The 12024-nt window shown below is 65.8% G+C and carries 12 protein-coding genes and 2 pseudogenes; 9 read left to right on the forward strand and 5 right to left on the reverse strand.

Annotated features, from left to right (window positions below):
* Nucleotides 1–305 precede the first annotated feature (305 nt).
* The 3 genes from AC2W7M_RS10850 (at nucleotide 306) to AC2W7M_RS10860 (ending at nucleotide 3452) form a co-directional block, all read left to right on the forward strand.
* Nucleotides 306–893, forward strand: coding sequence for a helix-turn-helix transcriptional regulator (locus AC2W7M_RS10850; RefSeq protein ID WP_486132355.1), 588 nt, complete (start codon nucleotides 306–308; stop codon nucleotides 891–893).
* Between the two features lie 100 nt (nucleotides 894–993).
* On the forward strand, nucleotides 994–1986 hold the full coding sequence (locus AC2W7M_RS10855; RefSeq protein WP_486132357.1) for a formylglycine-generating enzyme family protein: 993 nt from the start codon (nucleotides 994–996) through the stop codon (nucleotides 1984–1986).
* The gene (locus AC2W7M_RS10860; protein ID WP_486132359.1) at nucleotides 1983–3452 is read left to right on the forward strand and encodes an arylsulfatase B; all 1470 of its coding nucleotides are present in this window, start codon (nucleotides 1983–1985) and stop codon (nucleotides 3450–3452) included. The genes AC2W7M_RS10855 and AC2W7M_RS10860 overlap by 4 nt, the downstream gene beginning before the upstream one ends.
* 370 nt (nucleotides 3453–3822) lie before the next feature.
* Here the strand turns inward: AC2W7M_RS10860 and AC2W7M_RS10865 are convergent, their stop codons facing one another.
* Nucleotides 3823–3951, reverse strand: coding sequence for a hypothetical protein (locus AC2W7M_RS10865; RefSeq protein WP_486132361.1), 129 nt, complete (start codon nucleotides 3949–3951; stop codon nucleotides 3823–3825).
* Nucleotides 3952–4147: 196 nt separating this feature from the next.
* Nucleotides 4148–4360 carry a cold-shock protein gene (locus tag AC2W7M_RS10870; RefSeq protein ID WP_486132363.1) on the reverse strand — a complete coding sequence of 71 codons (213 nt, stop codon included), beginning with the start codon at nucleotides 4358–4360 and terminating at the stop codon, nucleotides 4148–4150.
* A 423-nt stretch (nucleotides 4361–4783) separates the two neighbouring features.
* Here AC2W7M_RS10870 and AC2W7M_RS10875 point away from each other — a divergent pair.
* Nucleotides 4784–5595, forward strand: a pseudogene (locus AC2W7M_RS10875) (transglutaminase family protein).
* A 232-nt stretch (nucleotides 5596–5827) separates the two neighbouring features.
* On the opposite strand, the gene AC2W7M_RS10880 reads toward AC2W7M_RS10875, so the two are convergent.
* Nucleotides 5828–6904, reverse strand: coding sequence for a tartrate dehydrogenase (locus AC2W7M_RS10880; protein ID WP_486132365.1), 1077 nt, complete (start codon nucleotides 6902–6904; stop codon nucleotides 5828–5830).
* A gap of 113 nt (nucleotides 6905–7017) precedes the next feature.
* Nucleotides 7018–7994, reverse strand: a pseudogene (locus AC2W7M_RS10885) (tripartite tricarboxylate transporter substrate-binding protein).
* A gap of 200 nt (nucleotides 7995–8194) precedes the next feature.
* Between AC2W7M_RS10885 and AC2W7M_RS10890 the strand changes: the two are divergent.
* Nucleotides 8195–8902 (forward strand): GntR family transcriptional regulator, encoded by a 708-nt coding sequence (locus tag AC2W7M_RS10890; RefSeq protein ID WP_486132367.1) that lies wholly within the window; start codon nucleotides 8195–8197, stop codon nucleotides 8900–8902.
* Nucleotides 8903–9378: 476 nt separating this feature from the next.
* Here the strand turns inward: AC2W7M_RS10890 and AC2W7M_RS10895 are convergent, their stop codons facing one another.
* Nucleotides 9379–9750, reverse strand: a complete 372-nt coding sequence (locus tag AC2W7M_RS10895) for a helix-turn-helix domain-containing protein (RefSeq protein ID WP_486132369.1) — start codon at nucleotides 9748–9750, stop codon at nucleotides 9379–9381.
* Between the two features lie 86 nt (nucleotides 9751–9836).
* On the opposite strand from AC2W7M_RS10895, the gene AC2W7M_RS10900 reads away from it, so the two are divergent.
* The 4 genes from AC2W7M_RS10900 to AC2W7M_RS10915 are packed head-to-tail and all read left to right on the forward strand — an operon-like array spanning nucleotide 9837 to nucleotide 11870.
* Nucleotides 9837–10478, forward strand: a complete 642-nt coding sequence (locus tag AC2W7M_RS10900; RefSeq protein WP_486132371.1) for a hypothetical protein — start codon at nucleotides 9837–9839, stop codon at nucleotides 10476–10478.
* 57 nt (nucleotides 10479–10535) lie between these two features.
* Nucleotides 10536–11018, forward strand: coding sequence for a hypothetical protein (locus tag AC2W7M_RS10905; RefSeq protein WP_486132373.1), 483 nt, complete (start codon nucleotides 10536–10538; stop codon nucleotides 11016–11018).
* A complete protein-coding gene (locus AC2W7M_RS10910) occupies nucleotides 10993–11436 on the forward strand; it encodes a hypothetical protein (RefSeq protein ID WP_486132375.1) in 444 nt (147 codons plus the stop codon). Before AC2W7M_RS10905 ends, AC2W7M_RS10910 begins: the two co-directional genes overlap by 26 nt.
* Before the next feature lie 32 nt (nucleotides 11437–11468).
* A complete protein-coding gene (locus AC2W7M_RS10915) occupies nucleotides 11469–11870 on the forward strand; it encodes a hypothetical protein (RefSeq protein ID WP_486132377.1) in 402 nt (133 codons plus the stop codon).
* The last annotated feature ends 154 nt before the right edge of the window (nucleotides 11871–12024 follow it).

Below are 12024 nucleotides of genomic sequence, written 5' to 3' on the forward strand. Positions count from 1 at the left end.
CGGGTGGCGCGGGCGCAGGTCGCCACCCTGCTGGAAGAGTTCTCGCGGCGGACCGGCGCGCCCCGGTATCGGGCTCGATCTTGCCGCCGGGGCAAATCCGCTGCGGCTCGGCCCCAGCGGGCACGCTTTGCTCGGGGTCGGACGCTGCGCGAGTGCCTGCAGGCGCAGGCCCGCCACATGCCCTCGCTGCAGGGCGGCGTGCATATCGCTCTCGACGAGCGCGACGGCCGGCCAGCTGGCGCCATTCCTTTGCGGACAGCGATGCCGGCCACGCCGGCGTGCTCAATGAGGGGGTCGCCGGATTCATGGTGGCCGTGCTTCGGGCGGTCGTCGGCGAGGCCGGCGGCGACCTGCACGTCCGGCTGCCGCACCGGGCGCGCCTGCCGGCCCGCGATTACGAGGATAAGCTCGGCGCCGGACTCTCCTTCGGCAATGGCATCGGCATCGCCCTGAGCTTCGACGCAGCCTGGCTCGACCGGCCCAGCGTGCTGTTCGGCACCGTACCGCCGCCGGCGCGGGACGGTGCGCCCGCGCCCCTCGCAAGAGATCTGCGCGACGCGGATGGGTTGATCGAGACGCTCGAGCTGATCATGGCCGCCGCCGCCCTGTCGGGACGCCTGTCGCTGGTCGACACGGCGCGCAGCCTCGGCGTGTCGCCGCGCAGCCTGCAGCGCCAGTTGGCCGGGCTCGGGACGTCCTTCGAGGGTCGGGTGGACGCGTGGCGGCGGGCGCAGGCGCGGCGCTACCTTCTCGATCGGATGCTTTCGGTGGGATCGATCGGCCGGCTGCTCGGCTATCGCGATCCGGCCCATTTCGTGCGCGCCTTTCGCCGCTGGGAGGGCGCATCGCCCGCCCGATGGCGCGACGCCATGCTGGCGCGAAATGGCAATTGAGGAGCGCCGCGGCATCTGGCTATGGCTCCTTGGGATCGACACAGCCCAGCGCCGCCCGGACGATCAGCCGCTTTAGATCAGGCGTGGAAGTGAAGAAGAGATGCGCGCGCACGGTGCGGCGGCTGTCCCGCCTGACCCCGGCTCCCATGCCGCCGACGGCATGATCTGGATCTCGGGCGGCCGCTTCCTCATGGGGTCCGACCGCCATTATCCCGAGGAAGGTCCGGCCCACCTTGTCACGGTGGATGGCTTCTTCATCGACCTTGCTCCCGTCACCAACCTCGACTTCGCCCGCTTCGTCGCCGCCACCGGCTACGTCACGATGGCCGAGCGCCCGCCGCGGCCGGACGACTATCCCGGGGCCGATCCCCGCCTGCTGGTGCCCGGGGCGCTGGTCTTCGTGCCGCCCGCGGACGAGGGCGACGCGCAGGACTGGACGCGCTGGTGGCGCTTCGTGCCGGGCGCCGACTGGCGCCACCCGCAGGGACCCGGCAGCGCGATCGACGCGCGGATGGACCATCCGGTGGTCCAGGTCTGTCACGCGGACGCGCTCGCCTATGCGCAATGGAGCGGCAAGGCGCTGCCCAGCGAGGCGGAATGGGAATTCGCCGCCCGCGGCGGCCTGGATGGCACCGATTATGCCTGGGGCGAGGAACTGGCACCCGGCGGCGTGCACCGCGCCAACACCTGGCAGGGGCGCTTTCCGATGGAAAACCTCGCCGCAGACGGCCATGTCGGCACCTCGTCGGTCACCGCCTTCCCGCCCAATGGCTTCGGCCTGTTCGACATGATCGGCAATGCCTGGGAGTGGACCGACGACTGGTATCGCCCGCGCCACCCGGAACCCGCCGGCAAGCCCTGCTGCATCCCCCGCAACCCGCGCGGCGGACCGGAAGCCGGCAGCCTCGATCCGCATGCGCCCGGTGCCGCTTCCCCCCGCAAGGTGCTGAAGGGCGGCTCGCATCTGTGCGCCCCAAATTATTGCCGGCGCTACCGCCCGGCGGCCCGACAACCCCAGACCCTGGACACCGCCGCGGCGCACATCGGTTTCCGCTGCGTCCGGCGGGTCGCGATCCCCACGAGGACGTCATGACAGATACGCTCACTGCCGCCGCCCCGCCCGAGCCAACCCGGCGCGACATTCTGGCGGGCGGCGCGGGATTTGTCGCCGCCATCGCCGGCCTGTCGCTGCTGGCGAAGGGCGCGCGGGCGGCGGACGCGCCGCGCCCGCATATGCTCTACATCATGGCCGACGATCTCGGCTTCGCCGATGTCGGCTTCCACGGCTCGGACATCCGCACCCCCAACCTCGACCGTCTGGCGGCGCAGGGCGCGCGGTTCGGCCAGTTCTACACCCAGCCCATGTGCACGCCGACCCGGGCGGCGCTGATGACGGGGCGCTACCCGCTGCGCTACGGCCTGCAGACCGGCGTCATCCCTTCGGGCGCGGATTACGGGCTGGCGACCGACGAATTCCTGCTGCCCCAGGCGCTGAAGGAGGCCGGCTACCGCACGGCGCTGGTGGGCAAGTGGCATCTCGGCCATGCCGACCGCAAATACTGGCCGCGCCAGCGCGGCTTCGACAGCTTCTACGGCCCGCTGGTCGGCGAGATCGACCACTTCAAGCACGAGGCGCACGGCGTCACCGACTGGTATCGTGACAACGAACTGGTCAAGGAAGAGGGCTACGACACCGATCTGTTCGGCGCCGAGGCGGTCCGGCTGATCGGCGGGCACGATCCGAAGGTGCCGCTCTTCCTCTATCTCGCCTTCACCGCCCCGCACACGCCCTATCAGGCGCCGCAGCGTTATCTCGACATGTATGCGGCGATCCCGGATCCCGCCCGGCGCGCCTATGCCGCCATGATCACGGCCATGGACGCGCAGATCGGGAAGGTGATCGCGGCGCTCGAGGCGCGCGGCATGCGCGCGGACACGCTGAGCGTGTTCCATTCCGACAATGGCGGCACCCGCAACCGGATGTTCGCCGGCGAGGGCGCCGTGTCGGGCGAGCTGCCGCCCAACAACACGCCCTATCGCGAGGGCAAGGGCACGCTCTACGAAGGCGGCACGCGCGTGGTCGGCCTCGCCAATTGGCCGGGCCGCATCCAGGCCGGCGAGGCGACCGGCGTCATGCATGTGGTGGACATGCTGCCGACGCTGGCGAAGCTCGCCGGTGCGAGGCTCGAGCGGACCAAGCCGCTGGACGGCCGGGACATCTGGCCGAGCCTCGCCCTCGGCCAGGCCGGGCGCGACCAGGTGGTCTACAATGTCGAGCCCACCCAGGGCGCCGTGCGCGACGGCAAGTGGAAGCTGGTGTGGCATGTCGTTCTGCCGCCGAAGGCCGAATTGTTCGACCTCGAGGCCGATCCTTCCGAGACCACGGACCTGTCGGCGCGCCATCCGCAGAAGGTGGCCGAATTGCAGTCCAGGGTGGTCGACCTCGCGCGCAGCATGGCCCCGCCGCTGTTCTATGCCGCCGCCCTGAAGTCGACCCTCTCGGCGCCGCTCTCGACGCCCGGCGCCGCTCTGTACGAGATGGGGCTGGAGAGCGACTGAGGCGGCCCCCCTGCCTCCGGCCCGGATCGGAACCGCCTGTGCCTGCCAGGGGCACGTCCGTCTAAGGGACCGCGGCCGCTTCCAGGGCCTCGCGCTCCAGCGCGGACTGCGGCCGATCCTGCGCCCAAGCGACGTCAGGTTTGGCAGCATCGCCGCCTGGCGCTCGCTTCGCCCCGGGAGCACGGCGATGGCGGGCCTCTGCCGGGGTGTTGCCATGGGCGGCCGGCGATAGGGAGACGCTATGGAAGCTGCGCCGCGTCTGTGCCCCCCGGCAGGGTCCGGCGGGCAGGTCGGCTTCTGCTGCGCAGAGGTGAAAGGCGTGATCGAACGTGATGGTGGCGTCACCGGTTCGCACGTTCATCGCCGCCCTTCAGCCTTTCTTCTTGGGCGGGCCGATGGTTACCGGCGTCCCTTTCGCGAACGGCGTCGGCGCTTCAGGCACCTTGATTTTCTTCGGCTTCTTGGTTTCGCGGTTGCTGCGCATCTGTCCTTTGGCCATGGCCGTCTCCTCTAGGCGCGTCGTGAGATCCTGCGAGAGCGACGAAAAACGCCTCGCGACCTCCACGGTCGCAAGGCGCTCTGCAGGGCAAAGGGTGGCGCATCGCTCCTGGCGCTGCCGGTACATCCGCGGTCAGCATATGGAACGAGGCGCAGGGCCGGCATTCCCGAGGGGCTCGGGATGCCGGCCGATCAGGTCAGCTCAGGTCCTTGAGCATGTCCGCGGACATCTTGCCGCTCTTGCGGTCGGAGACGAGCTCGAAGCCCACCTTCTGGCCTTCGCGCAGCTGGCCGAGGCCGGCGCGCTCCACGGCGCTGATGTGGACGAAGGCGTCGCTGCCGCCCGCATCGGGGACGATGAATCCAAAGCCCTTCTGGGCGTTGAACCACTTGACGGTTCCCTCAGTCATGGGAAACCCTTTCGATCTTAATATTTAGCTCCCCAGCCAGTGGCCGGGCGTCGAAATCGCATTTTCAGGCGAGAATTTCTGGATAGGCGCAGACACAAAATTTTGCGCGGAGCCAAAGGATCAGGCTTTCTATCGACTGGCTGAAGATGCTCCACAATCGCGATTTTAGCAAACAATATTTATATTTCTCGATTGGGCACCGCATTCGGTCCGCTTTGTGCTAAATGAGCGCGCGTCCTGTGGATGCCCGGCGCTGCGGCGCGCCCCCCGGCGCGAACGGAGATTGCGGCCCCACCCAGGGATCAGGAGACCTGCCGCTGCGGTCCGCGCCCCTGTCGGGACGCCGGACGTGGCCGAGCTTAAGGAGCGCCTTCGATCCTTCTCAACATCCGCCACACCACCACCTATCGCTTCAACCGGCCGGTGTCGTTCGGGCCTCACCGGCTCCTGCTCCGCCCCCGTGAAAGCCGCGACCTGCGGCTGGTGTCGAACCACGTCACGCTGATCCCCGATGCAAGCGTGAACTGGGCTCAGGATGTTTTCGGCAATGCGGTGGCCACGGCGACCTTACCATCACCGCAGATCATCTGGAAATCGCCAGCGCGACACAGCTGCAGCTCGATGCCGTGCCGTGGCCGATCTTTGCCATTGCGGGTTCCGCCGTGTCCTTTCCGTTCAGCTATTCGGCCGACGAATGGACCGATCTCGGCGCACTGGCCACGCCCCAGTTTCCCGATGCCGGCGGGCACCTGCGGAGCTGGGCACTGGGTTTCGTCCGCGGCACGGCCACCGATACCCTCTCCTTGCTCAAGGATCTGAGCGCCGGGGTCTCCCAACGGATCGGCTATCAGAGCCGGGATGCGGAAGGCACGCAATCACCGACGCAAACCCTCGACCGCGGATGGGGCTCCTGCCGCGATTTCGCGGTGCTGTTCGTGGAAGCCGTCCGCAGCCTCGGCTTCGGCGCACGGATCGTGTCCGGCTATCTCTACAATCCCGCCGGGACGTTCATAGGCTCTCAGGGCGCCGGCTCGACCCATGCTTGGGCCGAGGTGTTCGTGCCCGGCGCAGGCTGGATTCCGTTCGATCCCACCAATCGCAGCATGGGCGGGTTCAATCTGATCCCGGTGGCGGTGGTGCGCGACATCCGCCAGGCCATTCCGGTGCAGGGCAGCTTCATCGGCGACGGCGGCGCCTTCCGGGAAATGGTGGTGAACGTCCACGTCACGTCATGACGGACGGAGCACCGTCGTGCGCCCTCAAACCATTGCCTTGTAAAGAAAGGCAGCGTTTAGGGACGAAATTTAAGCAATACAAAATCATGTATGAAGTACGGCTAAATGTAGCTTCATAAATGTCCGCATTGACGGGCAGGAAAGTGGGCCAAGTTGGCCCACTTTTTTTGTTTCCCGCAGCTGATTCACTCGGCTTCGCGCGAGGAGCCCGTTGCGCGAGGGCGGCGTTCGCTCATTGATTGGCGCCGGCGATCACATCAATGACGGCCGCAGTCACATCCGCGGTGCGGGCCGATCCGCCGAGGTCGGGGGTGTGGAAGCGAGGGTCACTCGTCACGCGCTCCACCGCCGTCATCAGGTTCCTGGCGGCAGCCGTCTCGCCGAGATGTTCGAGCATCATCACCGACGACCAGAATGTGCCCACCGGATTTGCCACCCCCTTGCCCGTGATATCGAACGCGGACCCGTGGATCGGCTCGAACATCGACGGATACGTGCGCTCAGGATTGAGATTCGCGGTCGGAGCGATCCCGAGCGAACCGGCAAGCGCCGCCGCCAAGTCGGACAGGATGTCGGCGTGCAGATTGGTCGCGACGATGGTGTCGAGGCTCTCGGGCTTCATCACCATGCGCACCGTCATGGCGTCGACCAGCATCTTGTCCCAGGTCACATCCGGAAATTCAGCGGCGACTTCGGTGGCGACCTCGTCCCACATCACCATGGCATGGCGCTGGGCGTTGGACTTGGTGACCACGGTCAGCAGCTTGCGCGGGCGCGATTGCGCGAGGCGGAAGGCGAAGCGGATGATGCGCGCGACCCCGGCGCGGGTGAACATGGCGACATCGGTCGCCACCTCAATGGGATGGCCTTGGTGAACGCGGCCGCCCACGCCCGCATACTCGCCCTCGGAGTTCTCGCGGACGATGACCCAATCCAGCTCCTTGTCCTTCACGCCCCGCAGAGGCGAGGAGATGCCGGGCAGGATCCGCGTGGGCCGAACATTCGCGTATTGGTCGAAGGGTTGGCAGATGGCGAGCCGCAACCCCCACAAGGTGACATGGTCGGGGATTTCCGGGTGGCCGGCGGAGCCGAAGAGGATCGCGTCGTGGTGGCGGATGAGGTCACGGCCGTTGTCCGGCATCATGCGGCCGTGCTTTTTGTAGTATTCGCCCCCCCAATCGAAATGGTCGATCTCAAAGGAGAACCCGCCATCGCGGGCTGCCAGCGCTTGCAGGACTTCGATGCCGGCGGAAATCACCTCGCCGCCAATTCCGTCGCCGGGAATGGCGGCAATCTTGTAGGACTTCATCGACGTGTCTCCAAAACTCCAGTGCAGATGAAGCAGGCGCCGCTGCGCCGGCTTCCCTTGATCTCAGCCCCAGCGCGATCCTGGAGCTCATGATGGACCCCGGCGATGCCGTGCTATTTCGCGGACACGCCAGCGAGCAAGCCGCCCAGCCGGCTGATCTCGGACTTGAACAGCTTGTCGAGCGCCGCCGGCGTCGCCAGGTCGGGTGGCACCGGGGCAGTACCCAGCGCGGCGAAGCGCTCGATGACGGCAGGGTCCTTCAGGGCCACCTTGAGCGCCGCGGAAAGCTTCAGGCGCACGTCTTCCGGCGTTCCCTTCGGCGCCCAGAGGGCATGCCAGGCGGACAGGTCGAAGCCCTTCAAGCCGCTCTGGTCAAGGGTCGGCACGTTCGGGAGCACGGCCACGCGATCGCGGGTGGTCACCGCATAGGCCTTGATATCGCCGGCCTTGATCTGGTTGGTGGTATTGGTGGTTTGGTCGCACATCAGGTCGATGCGCTTGCCGACCAGATCGAGCATCGCCGGCCCGAGCCCTTGTAGGCAATCTCGACGAACTTCGCTCCCGTGGCCTTTTCCAGCATCAGCGCGCACAGATGGGACACCGCTCCGACGCCGGCCGTGCCGACGGTGAACTCGGTTTTTCCGTCCTTCATCTGCGCCAGAAGGTCCTGGATGCTCGCCGCCTTCAGGTCCGAGCGGCCGACGAGGACCATCGGCACCTCCGTGACCAAGCCCACGGGAGAAAACTCCTCAGGCTTGTAGGGGAGATTCGGATAGAGCGCCGCGAAGGTCGCGACTCCAATGTGGTAGAGCAGGAGCGAATACCCGTCGGGCGCAGCCTTCGCCACCGCGGCGGCCCCGAGTGAGCCGCCTGCGCCGCCCTTGTTCTCGATGACCACCTGCTGCCCGAGCGTCGACGACATCGACTGGGCAACGAGCCGGGCAACGGTATCGCTCGGCCCGCCCGCGGCGGCGGGAACCACAACGCTGATCGGACGATCCGGGTAGCCTGCCTGCGCCCAAGCCGCACCGCCGATCGACACCCACACCGCAAGCGCACTGGCCGCAGCCTTGAAGGCTCTGAGCGACATTCACACCTCCCCTGATAAATTTATTGTTCCATGCAAGATTGCATTCTTTGCGGAAGTGTCGTGATGTCAAGAGGCATTGTGCGCGCGGGCTGAATTGAGATGAACCGGGCCTTCATCCCCTATCCGATCCAGTACAAACTCGGCGCAAGGAACGCTGGGCGCCCTACATGTGCTGGCGGCACGGCAGTCGGGAGAAGAGTGTGCAGAATCTCAAATTGGGTGCCCAAGGTGTCCCGCCGGTGACGAAGTCGAACCTCGCCGAGGTCGCCTACGAGGCGATCAAGCGGGCAATAATGGAAAACACGTATCGGCCGGGTCATCAGCTCGGAGAGATGGAAATCGCATCTCAGCTGGGAATGAGCCGGACGCCGGTCCACGAGGCCGTCGCGCGGCTTCAGGAAGAAGGATTTGTCCGCATTCTTCCGAAGCGCGGCATTCTCGTGCTGGCCCTCTCCCCGGATGACATTCACGACATTTACGACGTCATCATCGGCCTTGAAGGGGCCGCCGCCGAACGCATCGCCGAACAGCCCAAAGCCCAACGCGCATCGATTGCACAAAGTCTCGAGCTGCATACGGCCGAGATGGAATCCGCGCTTTCAGCAGGCAACCGAACGGCATGGGCGCGGGCAGACATGGCCTTTCATGGCCTACTTGCGGACCGCTGCGAGAACGAGCGCCTTCGACGCATGGTCGGCACCGTTACAGATCAGCTGCATCGCGTGCGGCTTTTCACCCTTCACTTGCGCCCGCCGCCAGTACGTTCTGCGCGGGACCATGCCGAGATCACAGCGGCAATCCGAAATGGAACCGCTACGGATGCAGCCGAAGCTGCGCGACGGCACCGCCAGCTTGCGCGAGACGAGCTCTTGCCATTATTGCGCGAGCTCAACTTGAGAAATCTCTAGAGCCATAGATTTCAATAGCGCTATGCCTCTGCTCGGAACGGACAGCGCTGGTGAGGGCGTCTATCATCCGGAGATGGTCTCCCTCTGCTCCGGGGAGAGCGGCAATCGGAGCCGCGGCGGCCATCAGGTGTAGGCATCACGACGCCTGCAAGCTTGACTACAGGCCTACAGGATACAAGCGGACGCCACGGGATCGAGCCAGGCGCCAAGAGCGCCTATCGCTTTAATCTTAAAGCGATATTGGACATTTTCAGATCAGTCTGGATGGGAAAATGGTGCCAGGGGCGGCATCGAACTAATACAATAAGCCGATGTGAAATATAGTTAAATTTTATTGTGGAAAACCTTCGCGCCTACATCTGTGCCTACGCGCGAAATTGCAGAAGAGGTTCGAATCCTCTTCTGTCTGATATTGTCTAGATACATCCAGAGCGCTCACGCGCGCAAGGCCGATCTTTGCGAGTGAGATTTTCGGTCTATTCGCCTGCGGCCTTCTCGGCCGCCTGCTTCTCGTTCTGGAGGCGCAGGATCACCTCCACCTGCAGGACGGCGATCGCCAGTTCGTAGTCGCCCAGATTGTTCACCGCCGACACCATCCGGTCGATCAGCTTCGATCGCTCCGTCGGCTCGGCAAGATCATCAGGGTCGCGCTTCACGCCGAGCAGCGCGTCGGGCGTGGTGCCCAGCGCCTTCGATATCTTCACCAGCGTCGCCAAGTCCGGCTCCCTCGCCCCGCTCACATAATGGAAATAGCGGCGCTCGTTCAGACCGGCCCGGCGGGCGGCTTCGGCGTTGGAGAGATTGAGCGCCGCGGCACGGGCTCGAAGATTGGCTGCAAACAGGTCCATGTGAACAAAATGTTCATGGCACCCCTTGTGCCGTCTACGAACAAAATGTATCTTAATAGTTGTCCATTATGTGCGCAATCGCAACGATGAAACGCAAATCACTTTTCCATAATGCGACCGTCGGCACTCTCGGTCTGATTGCCCTTTCTCCTGTGCCTTCCGCCGCCCAGCGCAGCGTCGAGTTCGGCTACAAGGATCGCATCTTCGAGCAGAAGTACGTGCTGCCGGATGCTCTGAGTGCACTTGATGCGCAGGGTATCTGGACCGGGGCCATCGTGCTGGCCGCCGGGGGCATCAGAGTGATCGATGCACGGCTGTTGAAGGCGGCAGGCGGGGCGTGTGCCTATGCCCTGGTCCTCGCGCCGCCGAAGCCGGAGACGCCGGCCCAGGTCGCTATCGACAGGATGCCGAAGCTCAAGGGCGCAAACGATTCTAACATCCTCTTCGGGACACCCGCCTCGGCGGCGGAGCGGTGCTTCGTGCAGCTCATTCTGTTCCGGGACGCCATGGATGACAGCCTCTCCATGGATCGGCAGCTCGACGAACTGGCCCGACATATGCGCCGGGAATATGCCGCCGAATGGCTGTCCCAAGCTGAGATCGCGGACCCGAAGGTCGCGGAGGCCGCCGTTCGCCTTAAGCTCCTGACCGATCGGGTCAGGCGGCTGGAAGAGCGCGGGATCGCCTTGCCGGCCGATCTGGGGGTGTCTGCCAAGCCCGTCCGGTAGCGAGATGGCATTCAGGCCATAAAGGATGAGGCGGCTTACGCCAAGGCCGATGCCGCTTTGACGGTTGTGGAGGACGAGGCGGCGCGGACCTATCTCGAACAGCAAGAGCGCAAGAAGGCCGAGGAGCAGCGCGCCGAGGAGGAAAAGCGGGCCCAAGAGGAGAGGCTTCGCGCCGAGGACGAGGCGCGGCAGGTAGAACGCAGGCAGAAGGAAGAGGAGGAACGGCAGGCCGCGTTGCGACGGGAGGAGGAGAGCCGCGCAAGACCCCTGCCGCCGGTGCCGGCTCCCCGAGCCATGCCTCAAACGGGATATCCGTCTGCTGCGACCGGGAGCCTTCCCAATGACACCTCACGGCAAGAGGCGGCACGCCAAGCGCAGATCCGGCAGCTGGTGAACTGCCGGGCCGAGCTCGATCGCACCATCAGCCGGCTTCAAGGGCAGATGGCGAGCCGCCAGGGTGCCTTCCTTCGCAATCCTCTCAACCCGCAGGCCGCCCTCTCGGGGGATCGCCGGCATGAGCCAGGCCCAGGCCGATCTTGATCAAGCCAAGGCGGAACGCCTGGAGATCGACCGCGCGCTGACCCGTCTGAGAAAGGATCGGCCCGCTGTCGCAACGAATGCGCCTGTGCCGGCCCCGGCAACAGGGGGGACAGATTGCAGGGAAGGTCTCGCCTGTCCCGTCCTCTCCGCCACCCTGTTCTGCCGAACCCCGCAGCAGATGGCGGTGGTTCTCTCGCAACGGCCGGGGCCAAGCCGGCGGCAGGTCCGCGACGCCTTCATCTCCGCCGGCGACTGCCGCCAGGTGGCCCAGGGCGAGACGGTCACCTGGACCGCACCCATCGCCCTCGTCACGCCGCAGGGGGAAGGCCGGGCCGAACTGGTGCCCGTGACGCTCTCCGATGGATCGACGGGCGTCCTCCTCAAGGACGGCATCCTGCCGCGCGCCGCGTCCCGCTGACCCGTATTCATTTCCACACGCTGGGGGATCACATGAAGGTCGTTCTGAAGAATCCACGTACGGGCGAGCTGAGGCAGGTGAAGGTCGGCTGGAGCTGGGTGTTGTTCCTGTTCTCCGCCTTCCTCGGCATCCCGCTGTTCCTGCGCCGGCTCTATCTGCTGGGCGCCCTCATGGTGGCGGTAAACATCGCCAGCTCGATGCTCTCCAACAGCGCCACCGAGCAAAACCCCATGGGCGCCTTCATCGGCCTCGGCATCCAGGGAGCGTTCCTGGCCTATCTGGGCATGAAGGGGAACGAGCTGACCGCCAAGAGCCTCCTCGACAAAGGGTGGGTGTTCGCCAAGCCGGAGAGCCTCGAAGCCCAGTACGCCGCCTCGCGCTGGGGGATCGAGCTGCCGGCCGCCCCCGCAAGCCAGCAGCCGGCCGGGGCCTGAGCGCCCCGCCGCTGACACTGCTGCCATGGCCTGTGACGTGCTCCCCTGAGTTCCTGCCACGGATAAGTTGGGTCCTTCGATCAGGAGAAGGACCATGCGGCGCAGCCGTTTCAGCGAGGAGCAGATCATCTCGGTGCTGAAGGAGCACGAGGCG

The sequence above is a fragment of the Xanthobacter sp. BG11Y11_SDJG genome (assembly GCF_057364445.1).